This window comes from Paenalcaligenes sp. Me131, from assembly GCF_050487225.1.
In the GTDB taxonomy this organism is placed as follows: domain Bacteria; phylum Pseudomonadota; class Gammaproteobacteria; order Burkholderiales; family Burkholderiaceae_B; genus Paenalcaligenes.
In genome coordinates this window covers 110,949-136,597 of sequence record NZ_JBKQGY010000003.1, presented here as the reverse complement: position 1 = coordinate 136,597, position 25,649 = coordinate 110,949, and the positions used below count along the sequence as shown (strand labels likewise).

Below are 25,649 nucleotides of genomic sequence, written 5' to 3'. Positions count from 1 at the left end.
ACCGACACGCCAAAGCGCACTACGGTGACTAACAGTGCCAAGTAAATGCCGTTTAGCAGTAGCGGTGTGCGTTCGGGCAGAAACTTGAAGTCGTACTGATTCAACACCAAGTTGGTAATGGGGCCCAGCAGAATCAAGGTCACCACGCCGGCGATGACCGCGTCCTTGATAGAGTGTCCCCAAGAAATGGGAGCATGGGAAGTCGTATGCATGGGTTACACCTTTTCCACAGCAGGGCGTCCCAGCAGGCCACTGGGTTTGAAAATCAACACCAGCACCAATACGCTAAACGCAAACACATCTTTGTAGTCACTGTTGACGAAGCCAGCAAAAATGGACTCCAGCACGCCCAGCAATAACCCGCCCAGCATGGCGCCAGGTAATGAGCCAATTCCGCCCAGCACCGCCGCACTAAATGCTTTTAAGCCAATAATAAATCCCACATAGAAGTCAAAAGAGCCATAACTCAACGTCACCAGCACACCCGCAATTGCGGCCATGACGGAGCCTATGACAAACACCATGGAGACGATGCGAGCACTGTTAATGCCCAAAATCGTGGCCATTTTGCGGTCTTGTTGCACAGCGCGGCACTGGCGACCCAGGCTGGTGCCATGAATCATCCATGTCAGGATAGCCATCGCTGCTACGCTCACCCCGATGATGATCAAGTTCATCAAGCGAATTTGAATGAAGTTGTCGTCGTCGCCCAAACGGAAGCTGCCAGAAATCAAAATAGGCACGCCTTGTACATTAGGGCCTTGGGCAAGTTGCACGTAGTTTTGCAGTACCAGAGACACCCCAATGGCAGTAATCAACGGCGCTAGTCTGGTGGTTCCTGTCAGTGGACGATAAACGGTACGTTCAATAGACCAGCCGTACAACCCCGTGATGGCCATGGTCACAATCAAGGTAGTGAGTAGGGCGAACGGTACAGATTGAATACCGAAAAAAGAAATGACGGCCAAGGTAATGGCGGAGATATAGGCGCTCACCATATAGATGTCACCATGGGCAAAGTTAATCATGCCGATGATGCCGTACACCATGGTGTAGCCGACTGCGATAAGACCATACACCGAGCCCAAGGTCAGGCCGTTGATGATCTGTTGACCAAAGATATAGATGTCCATGGACACAAACTCCAGGTTGGCGGGTAGCGGTTGCTACCCGCCGGGATAAGCGAAATCGGTTTACTTCAGTTCGGCATATCCACCGTTGTCATCCCACTGGTACATGACATAGTTGGCAACTTGTAAGTCACCTTTGCTATCCCATGCCTTAGGGCCCAATACGGTTTGCACCTGATTGGCTTTCATCCAGTCAGCCAACTCTGTACCGCTGGTGGAGTTGGTTCCGGCCAATGCGGCGGCCAAGGCTTGTACGCCAGCGTAGGCATAGAGCGTGAAACCATCGGATTTTTTACCCTCTGCGGTCAGTTTGGCGACCACATCTTTACTGCTATCCATGTTGCGAGGGTCTTGAGGGAAGGTCATGTAGACACCAGTGGCGTACTGTGGGCCGCCCGCAGCGGTTACGAAGGCTGGGTCCACAATACCGTCATCCGAAATGAAGGGTTGTTTCATGCCCTGCTCACGCATTTGGCGTACCAACGTACCGGCTTCACCGTGTAAACCACCGAAAAATACGGCGTCTACATCAGCACTGCGCATACGTGTGACCAGCGCGTTGTAGTCACGCTCACCACGGTTCACACCGTCAAACACAGCAACTTCTACACCCGAGGCTTCTACTGCTTTACGCGTGGCGTCAGCGAGGCCGCGACCATAAGTGTCTTTATCGTGAATCACCGCAATGCGCTTGGCTTTGAGGTCGTTCACAATGAAGTCACCGATCACCAGTGCTTGTTGATCGTCTCTACCCACAATGCGGGTGACGGTAGGCATATCGCGTTCGGTGATGACAGGGTTGGTCGCACCGCATGCCATAGAAAGCACGTCGGCTTCGTCGTAGATTTCAGTGGCGGGAATATGGCTAGACGAGCAGAAGTGGCCTACTACACCGGCCACTTTTTCTTGGTCAACCAAGCGGTTGGCAACGGCGACGGCTTGCTTAGGTTCGCAAGCATCGTCACCTTTTATTAGCTCTAATTGTTTACCGTTAACCCCGCCGTTGGCGTTGATTTGCTCAACAGCAGCCACAGCACCAATCCAAAGCTGATCACCAAATGCAGCGTTTGCCCCGGTGAAGGGGCCTGCAATGGCGATTTTTACGGTTTCGGCGGCAGATGCGGCGAAGGGAAGCGCCAAGCAAAGCGTGGCGGCCATCATGGAAAAAGCAAACTTCCTTTTCATTTCATTGTCTCCTGATTATTGGAATAGTTGTGCTGCGTTATGCCTGGTGGCAAAAAGGAGTGTTAGACGACGTTTTTCTCAATCAATGGCTGATTTTCTAAAATGCGTTGCCAGCCTAAGCGAGTGAGATCTAAAGAGCGGAATTGGCCATAAATAATCAATTCACTAAGCGCTCTACCTACAGCAGGGGCTTGTTGCATGCCGTGCCCGCTTAAGCCATTGGCAAAAAGCAGGTGCTGCATGTGGGGGTGTGGGCCAAGAATCAAGTTCTGGTCCAACAAGTTCATGTCGTAATGACCAGCCCAGCTACGTACCAAACGCAGCGCCTCAAAGCCGGGCACACGTTCAGCCAACAGCGGCCATAACAGGTCATCAAATAATTCGTGCTGCACATCAAAGTCGGTGCAAGGCGGGTCTTGATCGGCGGCGGGCGCAATACCTGCAATAAAACCTTCGCCTTCAGGGCGGAAGTACGCACCAGTAGGATCAATCACCATCGGGCAGCCTGGTACGGCAGCAGGGGACGTGAAGTAAAACACGCTGCGTTTGTGGGATTGCACCGGCAAATCAATGCCCGCTGTCAGAGCCAAACGGGTAGCGTCTGTGCCGGCGGCGTTAATCACAAATTTGGCATGAATCTGCTCGCCGTTATCCAGTTCTACGCCCGTGATATGGCCATTTTGGTGCAGCAGTTTTTGTACACGCGCCGAGCGATAGGTGGCACCTAGCGAGATGGCTTTGCGGCGCATGCCTTGCATCATGCCGTAGGCGTCTAGCCAGCCCTCGCCGCTAAGGCCTAACGAGCCAGCGGCTAAATCACTGGTGTTCATCCACGGGTATTTGGCCGCTAGGTCTGGTGCGTCATACAGGTGAATGTTGGCGCCTTCAGCTTGCTGAACTTGCAGGTTGGAGCGCAGTGTTTCCACACCATCATTGGTGGCCAGAAACAGGTAACCGCCTTCGACGAATGCGGGGTCGGCAGCATCGCCATCCACATCCATGTTGCGTTTGAACTGGCGTAAAAACTCCGTACCAAACATGGACATACGGATGTTTTCCGGGGTGGAGAACTGATGTCGTATAGAGGCTGCGGACAAGGTGGTAGCGCAGTGTTGGTAGCTAGGGTCTTGCTCCAGCACCAGCACCTTACCCTGAAAATCGGGGTTGGAGAGTAGGAAATAGGCGGCTGAACTGCCGGTAGCAGCGCCTCCTACGATCACGACATCAAACAGCTGGGTTTCCATGATGAACAATTCTCCGGTATCGGATACGAGTGGTTGTGCTATGTGATGCTATTATTTTCATAATTGTGAAAATATTTTATTAGTGTTTTCCCTTTGAGTATAAATTTTCCTATACGAAAAATGATATTCTGATTAGAAATACGGTGACCTGCTCGTTGCCGGAACTTTGTCCCCTGTTCATTGGATGGAAATTGCTATGCAAACTGCAGAATTATTAGAAAAGCTGGGTGTGGACGCAGCGAGTATCCGTGGTGGATCGCTGTCGGTTTCTTCACCTGTGGATGGGCAAGAAATTGCTCGTGTCGCGCAGCAAAGCGTGGCCGATGTTGCTGTAGCAGTACGCAAAGCCAAGCAGGCTTACACCGCATGGCGCGCTGTACCCGCACCGCGTCGAGGAGAGCTGGTGCGTTTGTTTGGTGAGGTACTGCGCGAGGAAAAAGAAACCTTGGGCAAGCTGGTGTCCATTGAAGCCGGGAAGATCTTGGCCGAAGGCGCTGGTGAAGTGCAGGAAATGATTGATATCTGCGACTTCGCCGTAGGGTTGTCGCGTCAACTGTATGGTCTGACTATCGCGTCTGAGCGTCCTGGTCACCGCATGATGGAAACGTGGCATCCGCTGGGCGTAGTAGGCGTGATTTCTGCCTTTAACTTCCCCGTTGCTGTGTGGTCATGGAATACCACCTTGGCATTGGTGTGTGGTAATGCCGTGATCTGGAAACCATCCGAGAAAACACCGCTAACCGCCTTGGCTTGCCAAGCGTTGTTTGAGCGTGCGTTGAAACGCTTTGGTGATGCACCAGAAGGCTTGAGCCAAGTGCTGATTGGCGAACGCGATGTAGGCGAAGCCTTGGTAGACAACCACGATGTGGCACTGGTATCGGCAACAGGTTCTACACGTATGGGCCGTGAAGTTGGTCCACGCGTAGCGGCTCGTTTTGGTCGTTCTTTGCTGGAGTTGGGTGGCAATAACGCCATTATCGTGAGCGAATCCGCAGACTTGAATTTGGCCATGCGCGGCATTTTATTTGGCGCTATTGGTACAGCCGGTCAGCGTTGCACCACCACTCGTCGAGTGATCGTGCACGAAAGCGTGGCCGATGATCTGCTGAAACGTTTGCGTAAAGCATACGACAGTGCGGTTATTGGTAGCCCATTGGAAACAGGCACATTGGTAGGCCCATTGATCGATAAAGACTCATTTGATGCCATGCAAACCGCACTGAAAAATGCGCGTGAGCAGGGCGGTACCGTACACGGTGGTGAACGTGTGCTGCAAGACAAATATCCTAATGGCTACTATGTGAAACCTGCCATTGTGGAAATGCCAGAGCAAAGTAGCGTGGTGAAACACGAAACATTCGCTCCTATTCTGTATGTCATGCGTTATACCGATTTCCAAACAGCGGTAGACATGCAAAACGATGTGCCACAAGGCTTGTCATCGGCTATCTTCAGTAACGACCTGCGCGAAGCCGAATACTTCTTGTCCGCTAATGGTTCGGACTGCGGTATTGCTAACGTGAATATCGGTACATCGGGCGCAGAAATTGGTGGCGCATTCGGTGGTGAAAAAGAGACTGGTGGTGGCAGAGAATCTGGCTCCGATGCATGGAAAGTCTATATGCGTCGTGCCACAAACACCATCAACTACTCCCGTGAATTGCCGCTGGCACAGGGTATTCAGTTTGGTGATTAGTCCTAGTGAATGAGTAGGATGAAGGGGTAAAAAAGCGCTGCTTAGGCAGCGCTTTTTTGTGCACGAGCGTGCTATGTAGTGATGTGGCGAGGGCGTTTTGGAGGTCACGAAATCATTCCAAGGCCGGAGGTTTGTTGTCGTTCAGAGCCTTGTTGTAGCCGTGTGACATGTGGATATTTTTAAGTCGCTAGGTCACCACAAAGCCGTCAAGCTCCCTCGGGGAGTAGCGTTTTGTGTAGCAAGATAGCGTGGCGGCATTGAAGGTCGCCGGACTGTCCCAAGACCGTAAAGTTCCCTCGGGGAGTAGCGTCTTGTATAGCAAGAAAGGGTGGGGGCATTGAAGGTCGCCGGGCTGTCCCAAGACCGTCAAGCTCCCTCGGGGAGTAGCGTCTTGTATAGCAAGAAAGGGTGGGGGCATTGAAGGTCGCCGGGCTGTCCCAAGACCGTCAAGCTCCCTCGGGGAGTAGCGTTTTGTGTAGCAAGATAGTGTGGGGGTATTGAAGGTCGCAGGGCCGCCCCAAGACCGTAAAGCCCCCTCGGGGGGCAGCGCCTTGCATAGCAAGGCAGCGTGGGGGTATTTTTTGTTTGCATTTGTTTTTTCTCTAGCGTCTGAAAGCGCGGCACAATGGAGAATCCTTACGTAAAAGAAGCAAATAACGAGGTGTAAACCGTGAGCTTTCTAAACTCTTTGATGTCCGTTGCATCCGCAGCATTAAATCCCGCACAACAAGAACGTGCCAGCTTGATTCCAGCCTTGGTGTCGTTGGTAAATAAGTTTCCTGGTGGCTTGAATGGTTTGATTCAAACATTCAAACAGGGCGGATTAGCCAAGGTAGTGGCATCGTGGATGAGTAGCGGTGAAAAGTTGCCGGTAAGCATGGGACAGCTAGAGCAAGTATTAGGCAATAAAGCCGTAGCGACGATGGCAGATGACAGCGGCTTAAGCGAAAGCAAAGTGCTGTCGCATTTAACTGAACTGCTGCCTACATTGATTGGTGCATTTTCCAGTTCAGGAAATGGTTCAGAGCCCTCTGGATCGTTGGATGTGCAAAGCGTTATCGCGATGCTGATGAAAGATCGTTAAGAAGAAAAGCAGTGCTTTCAACCCTGCGCACAAAGTAGGGTTGAAAGAGGGCGGTTTGCTAAGTGGATCATTCTGTCATATTGTAACTAAACATAAATATAGATAATATTTGTTACATTAAATTAAAGCGGAACAGCTTTTTAGGCAGCAGTTTTACTGCTGTCACACATTGGAGGCTTTGTGATGCAGACACCACTACAAGAAACCGCTACATGGCTTAATCAGCGCTTAACGGCGCGTGAGCTTCAAGTCATGAAATTGGTCATACAGGGATTGCCGAGCAAGTCTATTGCAGCAAAACTAGGAATTTCGCAGCGTACTGTCGATGCTCATCGAGGTAGTATGTACAGCAAATTAAATGTGCGCGGTGCAATGGAGCTAGCACATTTGGTCTTTACGCGGGGGATGCGTAGTCGTTATAGCTTGGCCGAACCGGATGCTGACGCCTACAACGGTTCAGGCCAAACTCAAACCAGCTCGCTTATTGAGCGCGATTACATTGCGGAGCAGGACGATCATCCAGTTCGCTGATTGGATCAATATCAGCTTGGCGGCTCAGTAACGTTTCTAGCGTTGGGCGTTGTTGGTTAAACGTCTGAACTTTCATCTGGTTATTGTTCAAGAAACTGAGCTCAGCCAACGTCGCCTCATTACTTAACTGCAAAATAATTCGATTAGGCTGGCTGCCTACCTGATACCAGCAACCACTGGTGGCATGTGTTGGGGCAGAGCGGTCAGCCGCTTCAATACGCATACGCCATACACCTGAAGGGGCGGTTGTTAACGTGGTACGCAACGGTACGCATAGCGTATCGGTAGGGGAGCACGAAATCGTACCCAAGAATGTGCGTGGCTCTACCAACTCACGTACCTGACGGCTTTCAATCAATTGTTGGTCAGCAGTACGAGGTTGCTCTGCCACGGCATCTTTACCAAAACCAAACTGCAACTGAGACGCTGCGTGGGTATGTTGTGCCCGGGCAGAGTTTTGCGCGTCATTTTCAGTATCAGCGCGACCACTTTGATAGGAAGGGGGCGTGGACTGGCTGGCACAGCCTGCCAATAACGCGCACAGCGCTAGGCCAGTAAGTAGGGAACGGCTTGGGAAAGCAGATGTAGTAGAAGCACGCATAATGCCATCCTGTGCAGGTAAGTGAGCGGATTAAAGAATCATTATAAAGCGGTTCACGATTAAGGAATCCAACAATGCTGTATTTGCTGTGTAGCATCGTGGCGGTAGTTTTGACGGCGTTTGCGCAGGGTTGGGCAACATCGTATGCCCTTATCTTGCAACAGGGTGCAACACCAAATTGCCGCAGTTTATCTAGAGCCGCACAAAAAACGCTAATGAACCCATGGGGGTGGTGGCGTATACCGCGTTGGCCACACTCGTATTGGCATAGAGGTTGTGCTGTGTTTTTTATAGGGTTGGCCGTTTTTCTCTCTATGGCTTATCTACATGCTGTAGCGCAGCGCATGATGCTTGGGCAGCTTTCGTGGGGAATGGGGGTTTGGTACGGCGGCCTGACGTTAGCATTATTATTTCTAGCGTGGTGCGATCTGTATACGCGGTTATTGCCGGATGCTGTAACGATCACACTCATCGTGTTACCGTGGTTGATACAAGGGTGGTTTACGGTAGCTCTGACTACAGCAAGTACAGTGTGGTGGTTAGTGGTAGCACTGTATATAGGCTATAGATGTTGCCTCCCTTTTATACATAAGCCACCTATTGGGGCAGGTGATATCAAGCTGTATTTGGGGTTATGGGCCATAAGCCCGCACTACCATGCTGGTTTTTTACTGATTTTGATTGCTGCGGTGGCGTGTTGGTTCATACAAGCCTGCTGGCAGAAACGCTGTTTACCTCGCGGAGCATGTGCATTTGGGCCATACTTATGCCTAGCGTATAGTGTGATCAATGTATGGGAGTCCGGCCTGCATGTGGGTTTTCCCCCGTACGGGTTTTAAGGATGCAAAGCCTATGCTAAAAATTGGGTTAACAGGTGGAATTGGGTCAGGCAAAAGCCAGGTGGCAACACTGCTGGAAGAGTGGGGTGCCACCATTGTGGATACTGACTTGGTTGCCCATCAACTGTGTCAGCCAGGTGGCTCAGCCATCGCAGCAATTGCTGAACAATTTGGTTCTGCGTTTATCACGGCAGAACAAGGCATGGATAGACAACGCATGCGCGAGCATGTGTTTGCCAACCCGGCAGAGCGTCAACGATTAGAGGCGCTGCTGCACCCATTGATTTGGGATGAAGCACGAAGACAGGTCATGTCTGCTGGCGGTTTGTATGTAGTGGTGGTGGTTCCGCTGTTAATAGAGCGTGGCCGTTGGCGTAATCATGTAGACAGAATTTGTGTAGTGGACTGCGATGAGCTCACCCAGAAACAGCGGGTGCGTGAGCGTAGTGGGCTGACGGATGAAGTCATTGAGCGTATCATGGGTGCGCAGGCAACCAGAGAGCAGCGATTGGCTGTAGCCGACGATGTAATTGTGAACGATGGCAAGACCACTCTCAGCACACTTCGTCAGCAGGCCGAGCAGTTGCACCAACAGTGGTTGCAACAGCGTTGACACATAAAAGTACGTTTTATTTAGCTATTTAAGGGTTTTTTTCACGTGATTCTTTACGAGTATCCCTGTAATGAACGTGTACGGGCCTTCCTGCGGGTCGAATATCTGTTTGATCGTCTCCATTACTTTATGGCGGGCGACGATCCCCATTTGCACCAGATAGCCGTTACTACACTGTTCGAAATACTGGATGTTTGTGAGCGTTCAGATTTACGTGGAATGATTCTGCAGGATATTGAGCGCCAGCGTCTGGCCTTATCCGCGTTGCGTGAGCATCCGGGTGTGTCCAGCAAACTGCTGGACACCATGTTAAATGAATTACAAGAAGTCACAGCGCCGTTGGCGGCCCAAGGGCGTTTAGGGCAAAACCTGAAAGAGAATGATTGGCTAGGCAGTTTGCGTGGTCGATTGTCGGTGCCCGGTGGTTGCTCGCAGGTAGATATTCCCTCTTATTACGCGTGGCAGTCTAGGCCCGTGGCGCAACGCCGCGCCGATCTGCAATCGTGGTCGGAAGCCTTTCAACCCATGCATGCTGCCTTGATGCTGGTATTGCGCTTGTTGCGTGATGCAGGCGATGTGCTTGAACATACGGCCCACGAAGGAAACTATCAGGAAATGTTGGGTGGCAAATCGTTCCAGTTGTTACGCGTCTGGGTGGATGAAGCTGCGGGAGTGTTTCCTGAAATGAGTGCCAATAAGTATGTGCTGTGGGTGCGTTTTGCCTTGCAAGACACCACAAATAAGCCCGTTCCATTAACGCGCGACATACATTTCAAACTGGCTCGCTGCAATATAGGTTAACAATCTGGCACTTTCTCTACTGAGAATGGAACTTATTTCGTTACAGTGAGTCACAAGGTGGGCTAGGGCTTGTTGCAATAGTGACATCAGGCTCCTGCACACGCTACACAATAACTTGGGGCGCATAGCCCCTTACTTAAATAAAAATAGCTTTGCTTGTTGGAGAGCAGTGAATGACCAATTCTGCATCCCGCTCAAAATCCCGTGCACGGGTGATATGGTGGTGCTTGCTGATTCTGATTGTGATAGGGGCCGTTTATTGGTGGCAATCTAGTCGAACAGCGGGTGGGCAGAATGCCCCTAAAGGCCGTCCAGGCATGATGGGCATGATGATGGGGGCAAAAGTACCGGTGCGTGCGGCACAAGCACATTTTGGACAGCTTCCGGTACTCGTTCCAGCTATAGGTACAGTACAAGCCTTTAACGTGGTGACGGTACGTAGCCGTGTAGAGGGCGAGCTGATAGACATCGCCTTTGAAGATGGTCAGTGGATAAAAGAAGGTGAGCTGTTGGCACAAATAGATCCACGAGCCTATCAAATACGTTTAGACCAAGCCAAAGCACAACTGGTGCAAAATGAAGCGCAATTGCGTTTGGCTAGGTTAGATTTGGACCGTTACAAACGCTTGTCCAAGCAAGACTCTATTTCATTACAGCAACTGCAAAATCAAGAAGCGTCGGTTCAGCAATTACAAGGTGCTGTACAAGCAGCCAAAGCAGGTGTGGATGAAGCTCAACTGCAATTGGATTACACCCGCATCACTGCACCGTTAAGTGGCCGTTTGGGCTTGCGTACGGTGGATAAAGGTAACTTGATCTCAGCAGGCAGCACAGAGGGGTTGGTGGTGATTACCCAAACCCAACCTATTGCGACGCATTTTTCATTGCCTCAACAAGACTTGCAGCGTGTACAGGAAGCCGTACACGAGCATGAGTTACTTGCCAATACCGTGTTAGAAAACGGTGAGAAAATCGTTACCGCTACGCGTGCGTCTTACCCCAGTATGGTGTCGGTGACGGTCAGTAACCGTAATGGCGAGTTGCTGGCCTCTGGCGAGTTGATGGCGATTGATAACCAGATAGATGTCAATACGGGTACAGTGCGCATCAAAGCCCGGTTTGATAACGAAGACCATAAGCTTTTCCCCAATCAGTTCGTGAATGTGAATGTGTTGCTGGGTCAGGAAGATGGCGTGATTGTTCCTGCGCGTGCTGTGCAGACCGGTTCTATCGGTGACTACGTATACGTTGTTAATGCCGAGAACAAAGTGGCTGTTCGCGCCGTGCAAACGGGGGTGAGCAACGATGTAGATACCGTCATCCTTAATGGGCTGGAAATAGGCGAGCAAGTGGTCACCGAAGGGATGGACCGTTTGCGAGAAGGTTCTGAAGTGGAATTGATTGCGCCAGAGGGCAAGATACAGTGAACTTCTCACGCCAGTTCATCTTAAGGCCAGTGGCAACCACACTGGCGATGTTGGCCTTGTTAGGGGCTGGGCTGTTAGGCTACCGGTGGTTGCCGGTGGCAGCACTGCCGCAGGTAGATTACCCCACCATTCAGGTGGTGACCTTATACCCCGGTGCTAGCCCTGATGTGATGACGGCATTGGTGACGTCACCCTTAGAGCGGCAGTTTGGACAAATGTCGGGGTTGTCGCAAATGACCTCGTCCAGCTCGGGCGGTGCGTCACGTATTACTTTGCAGTTTGATTTGGGTTTGTCGTTGGACGTGGCCGAGCAAGAGGTGCAAGCGGCGATTAATGCGGCTTCTAATACCTTACCGTCCGACTTGCCTTCGCCACCTATCTATAACAAGGTGAACCCGGCCGATACCCCCGTGATTAGCTTGGCAATTATGTCGCCTACGCTGCCACTCACGGACGTGCGAGATCTGATTGATCTGCGTGTGGCACAGAGGCTTTCGCAAATTACGGGTGTGGGCTTGGTGAGTATTGCGGGTGGTCAACGCCCCGCTGTACGCATACAAGTGAACCCCGAAGCCTTGGCAGCACAGCAATTAACGTTAAGTAATGTGCGTCAAACGGTGGTGGCTGCCAACGTAAATCAGCCTAAAGGGACCTTAAATGGCCCTGTGCGCTCTACCTCTATTAGTGCCAATGAGCAATTACAGTCCGTAGAGGATTACGAGAACCTCATCCTGCGTTATGAAAATGGCTCAGCCCTACGCTTAGGCGATGTGGCGACCGTGGTGCATGCGGCTGAAGATGCGCGCCAATCAGCATGGTTTGGTAGCACTCCTGCTATTTTGCTGAATGTGCAGCGTCAGCCTGGCGCAAACGTAATTGAAGTGGTAGATAAAATCACCGAACTATTACCCAGTTTGCAGCAGGCGATGCCTGCAGGTGTAGACGTAGTGGTTGCGGCGGATCGTACTCGCACTATTCGTGACTCGGTGTCACATGTGCAGCAAGAGATGTTGCTGGCGATTGTGCTGGTGGTGTTGGTGACCTTTGTGTTTTTACGTACATGGACGGCGACCTTTATCCCCGGTGTGGTGGTGCCTTTGTCGCTGGCAGGTACGTTTGGCATCATGTTCTTGATGGGGTTCAGTGTGAATAACCTGACCCTGATGGCACTGACCATCGCCACGGGTTTTGTGGTGGACGATGCCATCGTCATGATCGAAAACATCGCCCGCTACATAGAGCAGGGAGAAAAGCCGTTGGCGGCGGCATTAAAAGGCGCGAAACAAATTGGTTTCACACTGTTATCGTTAACCTTCTCGTTGATTGCCGTGTTGATCCCATTACTGTTTATGAGTGATGTGATTGGACGTTTGTTCCGCGAGTTTGCGCTCACGTTAGCTGTAGCGATTTTGTTGTCTCTTGTGATTTCGCTCACGCTGACTCCCATGATGTGTGCCCGTTTGTTGCGTGCGCATAGTGATGAGCCTGCTAATCCATCGGATGCAGAGAAACCTCAGCGGTTTTACCAGCGCATCGTAGCGTGGTTGGGTCATAAAACCGATGTGATGATTCAGCGCTATGACGATGGCTTGAAATGGGTATTGCGCCACCAAGTGCTCACATTATGGGTAGCTGTGGGCACCATGGTATTAACCGCCTTACTGTATATGGTTGTGCCTAAGGGCTTTTTCCCTGCGCAAGATACTGGCATGTTGCAGGCCATTACCGAAGGGCCACAGCGTGCATCCTTCCAAGCAATGTCTAGCCTGCAAACACAGGCGGCCGAAGAAATTTTGCGTCACCCAGACGTAGAAAGCGTGACTACCTTCATCGGGGTGGACGGCAACAATGCAACGCTGAACACAGGGCGTATGCAGATCAGTTTGCTGCCTCAAAGTGAGCGTTCGCAAGATGCCATCACCATCGGTAAACAGCTGGAAGAGGCGGTGGCACAACTACCTGGTTTGCAGGTGTACATACAAACGGTGCAAGAGTTAACGGTAGACGATCAGGTGGCTCGTAATCCGTATCAGATGGCCTTGTCTGACCCCGATAAACGGGTCTTGGAAACGTGGTTGCCGTTGTGGGAAGACGCATTAGCGGCATTGCCAGCCATTGCGTCGGTGGCCACCGACCAGCAGCCAGGCGGCCAGCAGTTGATGCTGGATGTAGACCGAGACACAGCAGCCCGGCTAGGGGTGACAAAATCCACGTTGGATGATGTGTTGTACGACGCTTTTGGGCAGCGACAAATTTCTACCATTTACACGCAGTCTGCACAGTACCGTGTCGTGTTGGAAGTGGCTGAAGGCTTCAGAGAGTACCCCGAAAACGTCGCCAATTTGCATATACCTACCAGCAGCGGCACGACCGTACCGTTAAGTACCGTGGCCAGTTGGCGTATTGCTCCCATGATGCTGAGTATAGAAAGGCTGGATCAGTTCCCATCAGCCAACGTGTCTTTTAGTTTGGCTGACGGTGCGTCGTTATCAGAGGCAGTGGCCGAGATCCAAGCAACCCGTTCAGACATAGGTTTACCTGACTCTGTAGAACTGCGCTTCTTGGGGGCCGCCAGAGCTTTTGAAGCCTCCTTGTCCAGTACCTTGTGGTTGATGCTGGCGGCAGTGGTCACCATGTACATCGTGCTGGGTATTTTGTACGAAAGTTACATACACCCCATCACCATTCTGTCTACCTTGCCGTCTGCCACGATTGGTGCGTTGGCAGCCTTGTTGTTGGCAGGACGTGATCTAGACATGATAGGGGTGATTGGCATTATTTTGCTGATCGGTATCGTGAAGAAAAACGCCATCATGATGATCGACTTTGCCTTGGTCGCACAGCGCGAAGAGGGCTTGTCGGCACAAGAGGCCATTCACCAAGCCGCCTTACTGCGTTTCCGTCCTATCTTGATGACTACCTTGGCAGCGCTGTTTGGTGCCTTGCCTCTGATGTTCGCATCCGGTTCGGGGGCAGAGATGCGTCAACCTTTAGGGCTGGTGATGGTAGGGGGCTTGTTGTGCAGCCAAGTGCTTACGCTCTTCACCACACCGGTGATTTATCTGTTTTTCGATAGATTATCCACGCGCTGGAAAGCGGCACGAGCGACAGGGAGCGAGGTTAGCGCATGAGGTGGCTAACCCTCTTTATTGTGCGCCCGGTCGCCACCACCTTGGTGTGTTTGGCCATGGTAGGGGCTGGGGTGTTATCGCTCTTGATGCTGCCGGTTGCACCGTTGCCTGAGATGGATTTCCCCATGATCTCGGTAGAGGCACGGTTGTCTGGCGCTAGCCCTGAAACCATGTCCTCCAGTGTGGCAATGCCATTAGAGCAATCCTTGGGTGCGATTTCAGGGCTGGTGGAAATGACATCACGCAGCTCAGAGGGTTCTACGCGTATCACCTTAATGTTCGATCTCAACCAAGATGTGAACAACGCAGCACGTGAGGTGCAGGCAGCGATTAACCAAGCCCGACCAATGCTGCCATCGGGTATGCGTGATCCTCCGTCGTATTACAAGGTGAACCCGTCGTCTATGCCGGTGATGGTGTTAGCGATGACCTCTCCTATTGCGACCCCGGCTGAACTGTACGACTTAGCCACGACTATCGTGGCGCAAAAGCTTGCGCAGGTAAAAGGGGTGGGCGAGGTATCGGTAGGCGGTGCGTCATTGCCTGCTGTGCGCATTAGTTTGAACCCACGTTTGCTCAGCAGCATGGGGGTGTCGCTGGATGAAATACGCAGTGCGTTATCACGAGAAAATGCTATTGGCCCTAACGGCTATTTAGAAAATAGCGAACACCAGTGGTATGTGAACTCGGGCGCGCAGATGAACCGTGCCAAGCAGTTTAGACCTCTGATCGTGGCATGGCGCGATGGTACACCCATACGTTTAAGCGATGTAGCGCTAGTAGAAGACAGCACTGAAACCTTATACAGCGCGGGTTTCTCTAACGATAAGCCTGCGGTGTTGCTGGTGGTTCGACGACAAGCGGATGCCAATATCATTGAAACGGTAGATGCCATTCGAGATAAGTTGCCTGACTTTGAAGCCATGATGCCTGCTGACGTGCATTTGTCAGTGGCACAAGATCGTACGCCAAGTATTCGTGCCTCATTAGACGAAGCGCGTAAAACCTTGATCATTGCCATGGTGTTGGTGGTACTGGTGGTGCTGGCGTTTTTACGAGATTGGCGTGCAGCCTTAATCCCAGCTATTGCTGTACCAGCGTCGCTATTGAGCGCGTTTTCACTGGTGTACTTTTTTGGCTTCTCGCTAAACACCATTTCGTTGATGGCATTGATTATTTCCACGGGTTTTGTGGTGGACGATGCCATCGTGGTACTAGAAAGTGTGATGCGTCATGTGGAGCGCGGTGTCAAACCGTTTAGGGCGGCCATACGTGGCGTACGCGAAGTCGGGTTTACCGTGCTGGCCATGAGTATTTCTTTGGTGGCGGTGTTTATTCCCTTGTGGTTGGTAGGTGGGTTGGTGGGGCAGCTCTTTAAAGAGTTTGCTGTGACCTTATCGGTGGCCATCTTTTTCTCGTTGCTGATTTCGCTCATGTTAACGCCCATGATGGCGGCGAGATTGTTGCCAGAAACCCCTAAGTCCAAACCGATGTTCCAAGGTGTGAGCCGATTATTGGGGCACATAGGCCATGTATTTGCGGTGGGGTATCAACGTAGTTTGGCATGGGCGTTACGGCATAAGCGTTTGACACTGCTGTCATTGTTTTTGGCTATTATGCTGAATGGTTATTTGTTTGCGGTGATCCCCAAAGGCTTGTTCCCACAGCAAGATACCGGCCAGTTAATGGGCTTTTTTAGGGTAGACAAAGGCACGTCATTCCAAGGCATGCTGCCCAAGCTGAACAAATTTAGAACAGTCTTGATGGATGACCCCGCTGTGCAAAGTGTAGCGGTATTTGCGGGTGGCCAAGGGGCCAGCACCAGCTCTACGATTCTGATAGAACTTAAACCATTAGGTGAGCGTGATGCCAACGCGAATACGGTAGTAGCCCGATTACGTGAGCAATTACAGTCTGAGCCCGGTGCGCGTATGTTCTTGACCCCTCAGCAAGACATCTTTGTAGGGGGCGCAGGGCGTGCTGGTGCGTACCAGTACAGTTTACTTGGCAGTGATTTGACGCTGCTTAAAGAGTGGATGCCCAAAGTACGGCGCGCAATGGCAGCTTTGCCAGAGCTTACCGATGTAGAGGCAGACTCTGAAGAGCCTGGCTGGCGCGTGGAAATGCAAATTGACCGCGAGAAAGCCACAAGTCTAGGTATAGACATGGCGTTAGTGGCCGCCACCTTAAATAACTCGTTTAGCCAACGGCAAGTGTCGGTGGTGTATGGTCGCTTGAATCAGTACAACATCGTCTTGGGCGTAGAAGAACGTTTTGCTCAAGATGTAGAGTCGCTGAAGCAGGTAGAGGTCATCAGCAAAGACGGTAGTCGTGTACCGCTCTCCACCTTTACGGATTTTGTGCCAAGCTCTGCGCCGTTAAGTGTGAATCACGAAGGTTTGTTTGTTTCTGAGAGTATTTCTTTTGCCTTATCCGATGGGGTGTCGTTGGAACAAGGGGTGAATGCGATAGAAAAAGCCTTGGCTGAAATCAGTTTGCCTACCAATCAAATTCAAACGGGGTTTGGCGGTACAGCGAAGTTGATGCAAGACTCGCTGGCGCAGCAACCATGGCTAATCCTCGCTGCGCTGGCCACCATGTACATCGTGTTGGGCATGCTGTACGAAAGTTATATTCATCCCATCACCATTCTGTCTACCTTACCGTCAGCAGGGATTGGGGCGTTGTTGGCCTTGATGGTGATGAAAGAAGACTTCTCGGTGATTGCCTTAATTGGGGTGTTTTTGCTGATCGGTATTGTGAAGAAAAACGCCATTATGATGGTGGACTATGCGCTGATTGCCGAGCGTCGTGATGGCCTACCGCCTGAGGAGGCTATTTACCAAGCCTGCTTGATACGTTTCAGGCCCATCATGATGACCACCATTTCTGCTATTTTGGGTGCTGTACCGCTTATTGTTGCTACCGGGGCAGGTGTGGAAATGCGTCAACCGTTGGGTTTGACTATTGTAGGTGGGCTGTTATTAAGCCAAGTGCTCACCCTCTATACTACGCCGGTGGTGTACTTGTATTTGGATCGTTTCCGTCAACGTTATCTTGCTAAGCGTCGTGAACGCTTGTCTAACCATGCTGCCTAATTTTTCTCGATTCTTGATGAGCTCAGCCGGATCCTTGCTATGGAGCAAGCGGACTGTGGGCGTGGCATGTAGTGCGTTGATTGCGGGGTGTGCTATTGGGCCAGATTACCAACGTCCAGAGTTGGATGTGGGTGTGAATTTCAAGAATGAAGCTACCCAAACCGCACAAGCTACCGATAATCCGGGCTGGTTATTGGCGCAACCTGCAGATGAACAAATTGGGGTGGTGAAATGGTGGGCGGCATTTAATGACCCACTACTGTCAGAGCTTATGGAAAAAATGCTGGCACATAACGCAAGCTTGGAGCAGTCCGAGGCGCGCTATAGGCAAGCACTGGCCGCATTAGGGAGTGCACGCGCCGAGTTCTACCCCACCTTAAACAGCTCAGGCAGTTACACACGCAGTGGCTCAGGTTCCAGCACACCTAGTGCGAGCGACAGTTATTCCATGAGCCTTACTGCCGGGTGGGAGCCCGATATATGGGGTAAAGTGCGCCGCTCTAATGAAGCCGCCGAAGCATCGTTGCAAGCCAGTCAGGCAGATATTGCCGCCACACAATTAAGTTTGGCTTCGACGTTGGCGCAAAGTTATTTCCAAGCCAAAAATGTGTGGGTATCGCAGCAGTTGCTAGACCAAACGATTGCGGCGTATGAGCGGGTTTTGCAAATTACCCAAAACCGCTACGAAGCCGGTATGTCATCGCGTAGTGACGTGGCTTCGGCACAAGCGCAATTAGAAAATGCACGCACCCAGCGTTTATCGCTAAATAGGCAGCAAGGGCAGTTGCACAACGCCATGGCAGTCTTGCTGGGGGTAACGCCTGCGGCGATGCAAACCTTAACGTTGGAAGGCTGGCCAACGTTGCCTAGCATGCCTGCCGCAGTGCCTGTGCAGTTGTTAGAGCGTAGGCCCGATGTGGCATCAGCAGAACGGCAAATGATGGCGGCAAATGCCAAAATTGGCGTGGCACAAGCAGCGTGGTTGCCCGATTTAACCTTGAGCGCTCAAGGGGGCTCGCGAGCCAGTGAGTGGTCGGATTGGTTCACTGCGCCCGCTAGGTTTTGGAGTTTAGGTCCGGCCTTGGCCCTGCAGATCTTTGATGGTGGTGCGCGTTCGGCACGCGTAGACGATGCGCGTGCAGCTTATGATGCACAAGCGGCGTCGTACCGGCAAACGATTCTGGATGCCATCAAAGAGGTAGAAGATGGCTTGGTGCAATGGCAAGGCTTGTCAGCAGAAATGCAGACACAGCAACGTGCTCTGGATGCCGCACGAGAATCCCTGACCTTAATGCGTAATCAGTATGCGGCGGGCATGGTGGACTTCTTGAGTTTGGCGCAAGTAGAAACCAGTACGTTAAGCACTGAACGCAGCACCATCTCTATGCAAGCCGATCATTACATCGCTGCGGTGCAGTTGATTGCCGCGTTGGGTGGAGGCTGGGATGCGACTAGTCTAAACCAGCCTCCGGTATTGCAGCAGTCACCGGTGCAAGACTAATCGCCCTGCATCCAGTCCACTAAGTCATCTACCCAGTCGCCTGCAGGTAGGCCCAAACGGGCTTCCAGTATGGCGGCTTTTTGGTAGAGCTGTTCAAACTCTATTTGTGGTGCGTTTTTGAATGCAATGGCAATCAAATTGCCATCATGCGATTCGGGTAGCCATGCTACGGCAGCAAAGGTGTCTTGCAGTTGCTGTATGTGGCGGCCATGAACAGAAGCGTTACCCAAAATATTCACAGTGAGTATGCCGTCATCACGCAGGCTGCGTGCACAGTTGGCGTAGAAGTCCTCACCTTCGCAGGCAGGCTCTTGCGCGTCAGCACTGTACAAGTCTACTTGCAGCACATCGATGCTGTGGTCGGGGGCTTCTTCTACGTAGCGGTACGCGCAGCGTTGCAGCACCGTCAAGTTGGGGCCGTCTTCGGGCAGGTCGAACAGCAGTCTGCAGGTGTGTATTACCTCGGCATTGAGTTCTACTGCCGTCACATGGGCGGATGAATAATGCTGATGACAAAAACGGGTCAAACTGGCTGCGCCTAACCCCAACTGCACAATATGTGTGGGGTGGTCTTGAAATAACGCCCACATCATCATTTGCTGGATATAGGTAAGTTCCAGCTGATCGGGTTTTTCCAAGCGCATAACGCCCTGCACCCAGGGGCTACCTAGGTGCAGGTAACGTAGACCATCACGTTCTGAAATGGTTACCTGATCGGTCATGCGTTGTGCCCGATGTGGCGTATGCCGGCAATGCCGTGTGCACCATGTTCAGTCGCCTCTGCCAACGTCGCGTTGGATTGGCCACCTATAGCAAATACTGGTCTACCCGCTTGCCATGCTAACTCTTGGAAGGCAGCCCAGCCCAAGCCTTCTTCACCGGGGTGAGAGGGGGTAGGTAGCACATGGCCAACGACGATAAAGCTGGCGTTTAGCTGTATGGCGGCTTCTAGGTCAGCACTGTTATGCGCTGAAACTCCTACCAGAGCTTTCTCGGGTAGACCCAGTACAGGGTCAGCATGCGCGGTATCGGCTTTAAGCCCCGCCTGTGCTTGTGTTGCCCAGTGCTGTGCATCGCTGGCGCGCAGTTGTACGCCATCGCCTTCCGACCACCAGTCTTTAGGATGCACGCTATTGATCAAACAGCGGGCACCGTATTTCCAGCACAGTTCGCGGGTCGCTAACCACGCTTGATGCAACATGTCGCGCTGCTCAGCATCGTTAGCAGCGAGTTGTTCCCATGCGGGTTCACGGAATTGCACCAGTTGAATGCCGTCTTCCAGAGATGTTTCCAAACGCTCTAGCCAAGCATCAGTGTGTGCAGCATCGCCTATGTGGCTGAGCAAATAGCGGTTAGGCAGGCTTAGCCAGCGCATAGGCGGCTCTGCTGCAGGCAGCACAGGGTCTACCGACAAGGGCCAGTTTGGTGTGAGCCACGTGAGCTCTTGGCCTTCCACTCCTTTTTCTTCGCCATCCCACGCATCTACTTTGTAAAAAGAGAGGCGGACGATGTTTTTGGGATATTCATGTACGTACTCTATCCAAGGTGTGGAATGCGTTACATTAATATCCAGCTCTTCTTTGAGCTCACGGCGTAGTGCTTGTGACACGGTTTCGCCGGCTTCTACTTTGCCACCGGGCAGTTCCCAATAACCGGGCCACGGTTTGTCTTCGGGGCGTTTACCAAACAGTACTTTACCGTCCTCACGCAAAATAAGGCCTACTGCTGCGTGAATACGAGGCTTAGACATAGCGCGCTGCCCAATCACGTGCGAATTGACGTGCAACACGACCGGAGCGTGAGCCACGGTGCAACGCCCATTGCAAAGCTTCAGTACGGGATTCTTCAATTTGCTCTGGTGTGCAGCCAGCTTGCTGTAGCCAGTGGTTCACGATATCCAGATATTTGTCTTGGCTAAAGGGGTAGAACGACAGCCACAGACCAAAACGCTCAGAGAGGGAGATTTTCTCTTCTACCGCTTCACCAGGGTGGATCTCACCATCAGAGTGTGGTTTGGCTTGTAGGTTTTCGCTCATGTACTCAGGAATCAGGTGACGGCGATTCGAGGTGGCGTAAATCAGCACGTTGTCACCAGGTGAGGCAACAGAGCCATCCAATACGGATTTCAATACTTTGTAGCCAGGTTCGCCATCTTCAAACGACAAGTCATCGCAGAAAATAATGAAGCGTTCTGGGCGATTGCTAATCAGGTCGATGATATCGCCCAAGTCAGCCATGTCGTCGCGGTCTACTTCGATCAGGCGCAGACCTTTGTCGGCCAAGCTGCATAGCATGGCTTTAACCAGTGAGCTTTTACCCGTACCACGCGCACCAGTCATCAATACGTTGTTAGCAGGTTTGCCAGCCAAGAAGTGCAGAGTATTGCGTTCTAAGGCTTCTTTTTGGCGCTCGATGTGGTGCAGGTTATCGGGTTGGATTGCCGCAATGTTGTGTACAGAATCTAACCACCCTCTAGAGCCTTGTTTGCGCCAGCGAAATGCGTAGGCATTCCAGTCAGTTTCGGGGGGAGCCGGAGGCAGCCAGGCTTCAAGTTGGGCCAGGACGCGTTCGGCACGTTGGATCAGGTTGCTCAGGTCGGGCGTACTCAAAAGAAGTCTCCAAAAGTACGTAGTAAAAGATCTATTATCGCTAAAAAAATGAGTATGACTAAAAGGTGCTGTTCTTTCCCTACACACCCTGCGCTCAGGTAGCGATGGCGTGCTGTAGCGAGACATCTATCTTCGTAAAAAACGGTTAGAAGTCAGAAAGATAGTAAGTAGACGCTGCGAAATATAGACAAACCCGTATAATTAGGTGTTTTGCGCAAGCTGTTGCGCGATGTGTATCAACTTTTTACCATTCGGAAATTTGTCTTGAGTCTCCCAGATCTGATGAGCCCTATAGCCGATGATATGCGCGAACTGGACGCAGTCATTCGCGGGCGTCTTAATTCGGAAGTTGTCCTTATTCGCACTATAGGGGAATACATCGTCGGTGCTGGTGGCAAGCGTATGCGTCCGGCAATGTTGTTGCTGGTGGCTAAAGCGTTGGGCTACGAAGGCAGATTTCACCATGTGTTAGCGGCGGTGGTTGAGTTCATCCACACAGCGACCTTGTTGCATGATGATGTGGTTGATGAGTCCGATATGCGTCGTGGTCGTAGCACTGCGAATGCCGTATTCGGTAATGCTGCCAGCGTCTTGGTGGGTGACTATTTATACTCGCGTTCATTTGAAATGATGGTGGAATGCGGCTCTATGCGCGCCATGTCGGTGCTGTCTGGGGCCACCACAATCATTGCCGAAGGCGAAGTTCTGCAACTGCTGAACGTGCACGATCCCGATGTGTCTCGCGAACGTTACCTGCAAGTTGTGCGCTACAAAACAGCGAAGCTTTTCGAAGCGGCTGCTCAAGTAGGCGCTATTTTGGCTGGTGCTAGCGATGAGCTAGAAGAAGCCGCTGCAGCCTATGGTCGTCACATTGGTACGGCTTTCCAGTTAATTGATGACGTACTGGATTACAGCGGTGATGTGGCTGCGTTGGGTAAAAACGTGGGCGATGATTTGCGCGAAGGTAAGCCTACGTTGCCATTGATTCGTGTGATGGAAGTGGGCACGGCCGAAGAGCAACAGCTCATCAAGCAAGCCATTGAAAATGGTGATGGCGACTTTGAAGCGGTGGCACGTGCTATTCACAACACCGATGCATTGGCCTACACACGTGATGCGGCAGATGCAGAAGTACAGCTGGCGTTGAATGCGATTCAAACCTTCCCAGCGTCTGACTTTAAGCAAACCTTAATTGATTTTTGCGCATTCGCGGTCAAACGCGATCGTTAAGCTCTATGACAGGACTGAGCCGGGTATTTGGCATTATCGGTCGCTCGGGGAGTGGTAAAACCACCCTGGTCGAAGCGATGCTACCTTGGTTCGTAGAGCGCAGCATAGAGGTGGCTGTGATCAAACACAGCCACCATCAATTAAGTTTTGAACCCCCTCATAAAGATAGCGCCAGGTTTCGCACGGCTGGCGCCAGAGAGGTGATCGTGGCATCACCTTATCAGTACGCGCTGTTTCACTCGTTACATGGGCAAGACGAGCCAACGTTACAGCAACTCGTAGAATGTTTGGGACCAGTAGATCTGGTGTTGGTAGAGGGCTACAGGCAAGCCGATATCCCCCGTTTAGAAGTACACCGTCCGTCTAGGGGCATTGCTCCTGTCTATGCTGAGAATCAAGGTGTGGTAGCTGTAGCAACCGATGTAGCAGAGTTGACGCAGTGTCCGTTACCCTTGTTAGACTTAAATCAGCCTGAGAAAATTGCTGCATTCATTGCTCGCACATCAGGCGTGTTGTAACGCAGATTGCGTGGCGCTACAGCCCATCATCGCCCTGAAAAAACGAGCACGATTTTTCAAGTAGGGAACACCTATGGACCTAACCGCTATTCAGTTGAATATCCCCCAAACCGTTGGCTTGGCCGCTGTGTTTTTGGTGTTGGGAGAGCTAATCAAAAGCCGTGTGGCTGTATTAGGCAAATATTTCATCCCCAGCCCCATTATTGGTGGCTTACTGTTTTCGGTGCTGATCTTGATCGGCCACCAAACTGGGGCATTTGAAATTACGCTTTCCAAAGATATACGCGAATTCTTTATGGTGGTGTTCTTCACCACGATTGGGTTTTCGGCCAGTTTAGAACTACTGAAAAAAGGTGGTTTGGCAGTACTAATTTTCTTGGCGGTAGTTGTGGTGCTGGTTGTGCTGCAAAATATCGTTGGCGTAGGCTTGGCCGGCGCGATGGGTGCTAACCCCTTGCTGGGTTTGGCCGCCGGTTCTATTTCCATGACAGGTGGGCACGGTACATCCGGTGCGTTTGGTCCTATTTTGGAAGGTTTGGGTGTCACAGGCGCATTGCCAGCCGCGATGGCAGCATCCACATGGGGCTTGGTATTTGGCTGTTTAATTGGCGGACCATTGGGTCGTCGCTTGATGCAGCGCTACAAAATCAAAGGGCGTGCACACACAGAGGTGTCCGAGTTTGAAACGGATGACACCCAAGATGCCACCACTCAGAAAGGCAAAAAAGACAGCAAACAGTACTTGATGGGCACCATCATGCACACCGTTGTGTTGTTGGCGATTGCTATGGGCGTTGGGGTGACGCTTACCAATTACTTGGCGACTAAAGACATCGTGCTGCCTGGCTATTTGGGGGGTATGTTGGTGGCGGCAGTAATGCGTAACATCATTGACCTGCGCAAGTTGCGTTGCCCAGAACACGAAGTCAGTGTGATTGGCGAAGTATCGCTAGCATTCTTCCTGACCATGGCGTTGATGGATATGAAGCTGTGGGAATTGGTAGACGTAGCCGGCCCATTGTTGGTGATTCTGGTCGCGCAAACTATTTTGATGGGGCTGTTTGCGTACTACGTGACTTTCCGCATCATGGGACGTGACTACGATGCAGTGACCATTTCTGTAGGTCATTGTGGTTTTGGTATGGGTGCTACGCCTAATGCGGTGGCTAACATGCAGGCCTTCACCAGCAAAAATGGCCCATCGCCTAAAGCCTTCTTTGTGATTCCGTTAGTAGGTTCATTGTTTGTAGACTTTGTGAATGCCATAGTGATCACGGGCTTCATCAAGATGTTTTCCTAAGCATAGACGCGTAGTAGGCCGTTAAACAGCTAGCAGCATAATGTGGACTGCCATAATGAGTACAACACAGACAATACGAGTACACACACGCTGCGGCTGGGCCGAAGGCGATGCCTTGATGGAGCAGTATCACGATGAAGAATGGGGTGTTCTCATGCGTGATTCCCGCGAGTTGTGGGAATGCTTAATGTTGGAAGGCTTTCAGGCCGGCTTAGCATGGATCACCGTACTGCGTAAGCGCGAAGCCTTCAGGCTGGCTTTTGATAATTTCGATCCAGCCAAAGTGGCGCGTTATACCGAGTCGGATATAGAGCGCTTAATGGCTAACCCCGGTATCATTCGCGCCAGAGCCAAAATTATTGCCACCATTAAAGGTGCGCAAATTTACGAAGACATGAAAAGTAAGGGCGAAAGTTTCAGTGACTTTTGTTGGTCATTTACTAACGGCAAAGCACTGTTGAATGATGGTGTGACGAGGCTAGCAAGTAGCCCCTTATCAGAGCAAATCTCCAAGGCGTTAAAGGCCAAAGGCTTTAAGTTCGTCGGCCCTACCATTACCTATGCATGGATGCAGGCCATAGGGATGGTGAATGACCATGACGTTAATTGCTTCAGACGCAGCCTCTGCATGCTGTAGCCCTTTGGCATTGGTGGCATTGAGCTGACCAACGGCTGGTTGTTGCTCAACTCAGTTCAACGACTGCTTGCATTAGCTAGCACTGCGAAAAGTATTTTTTAATTTGACCACCAAATAAAAAAATACTTTCCTCCGTTTTCCCTTCATCGCTTGCCACGGTTTCAGTGTGGTAGCCGTTGAGATGAATGCGTACTTTTGTGACAGATAAAAGGGGCGTGCTCACCCATTTCTGAAGATGTCGGCTTATTCTGTGGGCTGATCATTTCGGCACTTGCTGCTCTCATCAAAAAACTAAGCGGCATTTTCTGATGCTACAACTGACATATAGACGTATCTAACACCTGCGCCCCAATTGGATCAAGGTGTGCAATAACCCAAAAGAAAGGGCTGTAAACCTACCCACACTCAGACCAACCAGAGGGACGGAGAGGAAACTTTTTTGATTTGGTGTACAAATCACAAAAAGTATTCCTG

The 25,649-nt window shown here is 51.4% G+C and carries 21 protein-coding genes; 14 read left to right on the top strand and 7 right to left on the bottom strand.

Translation table 11 applies throughout. From position 1 onward, the window contains the following. Positions 1-215 precede the first annotated feature (215 nt). The 3 genes from ACLPHM_RS12255 to ACLPHM_RS12245 form a co-directional block, all read right to left on the bottom strand. A complete protein-coding gene (locus ACLPHM_RS12255) occupies positions 216-1,133 on the bottom strand; it encodes an ABC transporter permease subunit (RefSeq protein ID WP_430221517.1) in 918 nt (305 codons plus the stop codon). 60 nt (positions 1,134-1,193) lie between these two features. Next, positions 1,194-2,315 carry a branched-chain amino acid ABC transporter substrate-binding protein gene (locus ACLPHM_RS12250; RefSeq protein ID WP_430221516.1) on the bottom strand — a complete coding sequence of 374 codons (1,122 nt, stop codon included), beginning with the start codon at positions 2,313-2,315 and terminating at the stop codon, positions 1,194-1,196. Positions 2,316-2,377: 62 nt separating this feature from the next. Then, complete coding sequence (locus ACLPHM_RS12245) at positions 2,378-3,559, bottom strand: NAD(P)/FAD-dependent oxidoreductase (protein WP_430221515.1); 1,182 nt, start codon at positions 3,557-3,559, stop codon at positions 2,378-2,380. Positions 3,560-3,755: 196 nt separating this feature from the next. Here ACLPHM_RS12245 and amaB point away from each other — a divergent pair, with 196 nt between their 5' ends. The 3 genes from amaB to ACLPHM_RS12230 all read left to right on the top strand — a co-directional run bounded on the left by amaB (position 3,756) and on the right by ACLPHM_RS12230 (position 6,870). Next, complete coding sequence (gene amaB / locus ACLPHM_RS12240; protein WP_430221514.1) at positions 3,756-5,255, top strand: L-piperidine-6-carboxylate dehydrogenase; 1,500 nt, start codon at positions 3,756-3,758, stop codon at positions 5,253-5,255. Positions 5,256-5,925: 670 nt separating this feature from the next. Then, positions 5,926-6,339 (top strand): YidB family protein, encoded by a 414-nt coding sequence (locus ACLPHM_RS12235; protein ID WP_430221513.1) that lies wholly within the window; start codon positions 5,926-5,928, stop codon positions 6,337-6,339. Positions 6,340-6,522: 183 nt separating this feature from the next. Next, positions 6,523-6,870, top strand: coding sequence for a response regulator transcription factor (locus ACLPHM_RS12230; RefSeq protein ID WP_430221512.1), 348 nt, complete (start codon positions 6,523-6,525; stop codon positions 6,868-6,870). Here the strand turns inward: ACLPHM_RS12230 and ACLPHM_RS12225 are convergent. Beyond that, entirely contained in the window at positions 6,821-7,471 is a 651-nt protein-coding gene (locus ACLPHM_RS12225; RefSeq protein WP_430221511.1) for a hypothetical protein, read from the bottom strand. The two genes, ACLPHM_RS12230 and ACLPHM_RS12225, sit on opposite strands and share 50 nt — an antisense overlap. 74 nt (positions 7,472-7,545) lie before the next feature. Between ACLPHM_RS12225 and ACLPHM_RS12220 the strand changes: the two genes are divergently transcribed. The 7 genes from ACLPHM_RS12220 to ACLPHM_RS12190 all read left to right on the top strand — a co-directional run bounded on the left by ACLPHM_RS12220 (position 7,546) and on the right by ACLPHM_RS12190 (position 18,881). Then, positions 7,546-8,310 (top strand): prepilin peptidase, encoded by a 765-nt coding sequence (locus ACLPHM_RS12220; RefSeq protein ID WP_430221510.1) that lies wholly within the window; start codon positions 7,546-7,548, stop codon positions 8,308-8,310. A 13-nt stretch (positions 8,311-8,323) separates the two neighbouring features. After that, on the top strand, positions 8,324-8,923 hold the full coding sequence (coaE, locus tag ACLPHM_RS12215; protein ID WP_430221509.1) for a dephospho-CoA kinase: 600 nt from the start codon (positions 8,324-8,326) through the stop codon (positions 8,921-8,923). A gap of 45 nt (positions 8,924-8,968) precedes the next feature. After that, entirely contained in the window at positions 8,969-9,724 is a 756-nt protein-coding gene (gene zapD / locus ACLPHM_RS12210) for a cell division protein ZapD (RefSeq protein ID WP_430221508.1), read from the top strand. Between the two features lie 173 nt (positions 9,725-9,897). Continuing rightward, the gene (locus ACLPHM_RS12205) at positions 9,898-11,151 is read left to right on the top strand and encodes an efflux RND transporter periplasmic adaptor subunit (protein ID WP_430221507.1); all 1,254 of its coding nucleotides are present in this window, start codon (positions 9,898-9,900) and stop codon (positions 11,149-11,151) included. Then, positions 11,148-14,282: a multidrug efflux RND transporter permease subunit gene (locus ACLPHM_RS12200; RefSeq protein ID WP_430221506.1), complete on the top strand. Its 3,135-nt coding sequence runs from the start codon at positions 11,148-11,150 to the stop codon at positions 14,280-14,282. Before ACLPHM_RS12205 ends, ACLPHM_RS12200 begins: the two co-directional genes overlap by 4 nt. Next, positions 14,279-17,380 (top strand): efflux RND transporter permease subunit, encoded by a 3,102-nt coding sequence (locus tag ACLPHM_RS12195; RefSeq protein WP_430221505.1) that lies wholly within the window; start codon positions 14,279-14,281, stop codon positions 17,378-17,380. The genes ACLPHM_RS12200 and ACLPHM_RS12195 overlap by 4 nt, the downstream gene beginning before the upstream one ends. A gap of 16 nt (positions 17,381-17,396) precedes the next feature. Then, a complete protein-coding gene (locus ACLPHM_RS12190; protein ID WP_430221504.1) occupies positions 17,397-18,881 on the top strand; it encodes an efflux transporter outer membrane subunit in 1,485 nt (494 codons plus the stop codon). Here ACLPHM_RS12190 and ACLPHM_RS12185 read toward each other — a convergent pair. The 3 genes from ACLPHM_RS12185 to ACLPHM_RS12175 are packed head-to-tail and all read right to left on the bottom strand — an operon-like array spanning position 18,878 to position 21,490. Beyond that, positions 18,878-19,603, bottom strand: coding sequence for a spermine/spermidine synthase domain-containing protein (locus tag ACLPHM_RS12185; RefSeq protein ID WP_430221503.1), 726 nt, complete (start codon positions 19,601-19,603; stop codon positions 18,878-18,880). The genes ACLPHM_RS12190 and ACLPHM_RS12185 overlap by 4 nt on opposite strands. Beyond that, positions 19,600-20,631, bottom strand: a complete 1,032-nt coding sequence (locus tag ACLPHM_RS12180) for a Nudix family hydrolase (RefSeq protein WP_430221502.1) — start codon at positions 20,629-20,631, stop codon at positions 19,600-19,602. The genes ACLPHM_RS12185 and ACLPHM_RS12180 overlap by 4 nt, the downstream gene beginning before the upstream one ends. Then, positions 20,624-21,490, bottom strand: coding sequence for an ATP-binding protein (locus ACLPHM_RS12175; RefSeq protein ID WP_430221501.1), 867 nt, complete (start codon positions 21,488-21,490; stop codon positions 20,624-20,626). Before ACLPHM_RS12175 ends, ACLPHM_RS12180 begins: the two co-directional genes overlap by 8 nt. A gap of 264 nt (positions 21,491-21,754) precedes the next feature. On the opposite strand from ACLPHM_RS12175, the gene ispB reads away from it, so the two are divergent. The 4 genes from ispB to ACLPHM_RS12155 all read left to right on the top strand — a co-directional run bounded on the left by ispB (position 21,755) and on the right by ACLPHM_RS12155 (position 25,175). Next, the gene (gene ispB / locus ACLPHM_RS12170) at positions 21,755-22,720 is read left to right on the top strand and encodes an octaprenyl diphosphate synthase (protein ID WP_430221500.1); all 966 of its coding nucleotides are present in this window, start codon (positions 21,755-21,757) and stop codon (positions 22,718-22,720) included. 5 nt (positions 22,721-22,725) lie between these two features. Continuing rightward, entirely contained in the window at positions 22,726-23,238 is a 513-nt protein-coding gene (gene mobB, locus ACLPHM_RS12165; RefSeq protein WP_430221499.1) for a molybdopterin-guanine dinucleotide biosynthesis protein B, read from the top strand. A gap of 73 nt (positions 23,239-23,311) precedes the next feature. Then, a complete protein-coding gene (gene gltS / locus ACLPHM_RS12160) occupies positions 23,312-24,538 on the top strand; it encodes a sodium/glutamate symporter (RefSeq protein WP_430221498.1) in 1,227 nt (408 codons plus the stop codon). A gap of 55 nt (positions 24,539-24,593) precedes the next feature. Continuing rightward, positions 24,594-25,175: a DNA-3-methyladenine glycosylase I gene (locus tag ACLPHM_RS12155; RefSeq protein WP_430221497.1), complete on the top strand. Its 582-nt coding sequence runs from the start codon at positions 24,594-24,596 to the stop codon at positions 25,173-25,175. Positions 25,176-25,649: the final 474 nt, after the last annotated feature.

What these genes read in the sequence shown, in the direction of transcription:
- amaB (WP_430221514.1), top strand. Translation starts at nt 3,756, where the DNA reads ATGCAAACTGCAGAATTATTAGAAAAGCTGGGTGTGGACGCAGCGAGT.
- ACLPHM_RS12220 (WP_430221510.1), top strand. Translation starts at nt 7,546, where the DNA reads ATGCTGTATTTGCTGTGTAGCATCGTGGCGGTAGTTTTGACGGCGTTT.
- ACLPHM_RS12230 (WP_430221512.1), top strand. Translation starts at nt 6,523, where the DNA reads ATGCAGACACCACTACAAGAAACCGCTACATGGCTTAATCAGCGCTTA.
- mobB (WP_430221499.1), top strand. Translation starts at nt 22,726, where the DNA reads ATGACAGGACTGAGCCGGGTATTTGGCATTATCGGTCGCTCGGGGAGT.
- ACLPHM_RS12155 (WP_430221497.1), top strand. Translation starts at nt 24,594, where the DNA reads ATGAGTACAACACAGACAATACGAGTACACACACGCTGCGGCTGGGCC.
- ACLPHM_RS12250 (WP_430221516.1), bottom strand. Translation starts at nt 2,315, where the DNA reads ATGAAAAGGAAGTTTGCTTTTTCCATGATGGCCGCCACGCTTTGCTTG.
- gltS (WP_430221498.1), top strand. Translation starts at nt 23,312, where the DNA reads ATGGACCTAACCGCTATTCAGTTGAATATCCCCCAAACCGTTGGCTTG.
- ACLPHM_RS12225 (WP_430221511.1), bottom strand. Translation starts at nt 7,471, where the DNA reads ATGCGTGCTTCTACTACATCTGCTTTCCCAAGCCGTTCCCTACTTACT.
- ACLPHM_RS12255 (WP_430221517.1), bottom strand. Translation starts at nt 1,133, where the DNA reads ATGGACATCTATATCTTTGGTCAACAGATCATCAACGGCCTGACCTTG.
- ACLPHM_RS12190 (WP_430221504.1), top strand. Translation starts at nt 17,397, where the DNA reads ATGAGCTCAGCCGGATCCTTGCTATGGAGCAAGCGGACTGTGGGCGTG.
- ACLPHM_RS12180 (WP_430221502.1), bottom strand. Translation starts at nt 20,631, where the DNA reads ATGTCTAAGCCTCGTATTCACGCAGCAGTAGGCCTTATTTTGCGTGAG.
- ACLPHM_RS12185 (WP_430221503.1), bottom strand. Translation starts at nt 19,603, where the DNA reads ATGACCGATCAGGTAACCATTTCAGAACGTGATGGTCTACGTTACCTG.
- coaE (WP_430221509.1), top strand. Translation starts at nt 8,324, where the DNA reads ATGCTAAAAATTGGGTTAACAGGTGGAATTGGGTCAGGCAAAAGCCAG.
- ACLPHM_RS12195 (WP_430221505.1), top strand. Translation starts at nt 14,279, where the DNA reads ATGAGGTGGCTAACCCTCTTTATTGTGCGCCCGGTCGCCACCACCTTG.
- ACLPHM_RS12245 (WP_430221515.1), bottom strand. Translation starts at nt 3,559, where the DNA reads ATGGAAACCCAGCTGTTTGATGTCGTGATCGTAGGAGGCGCTGCTACC.
- ACLPHM_RS12205 (WP_430221507.1), top strand. Translation starts at nt 9,898, where the DNA reads ATGACCAATTCTGCATCCCGCTCAAAATCCCGTGCACGGGTGATATGG.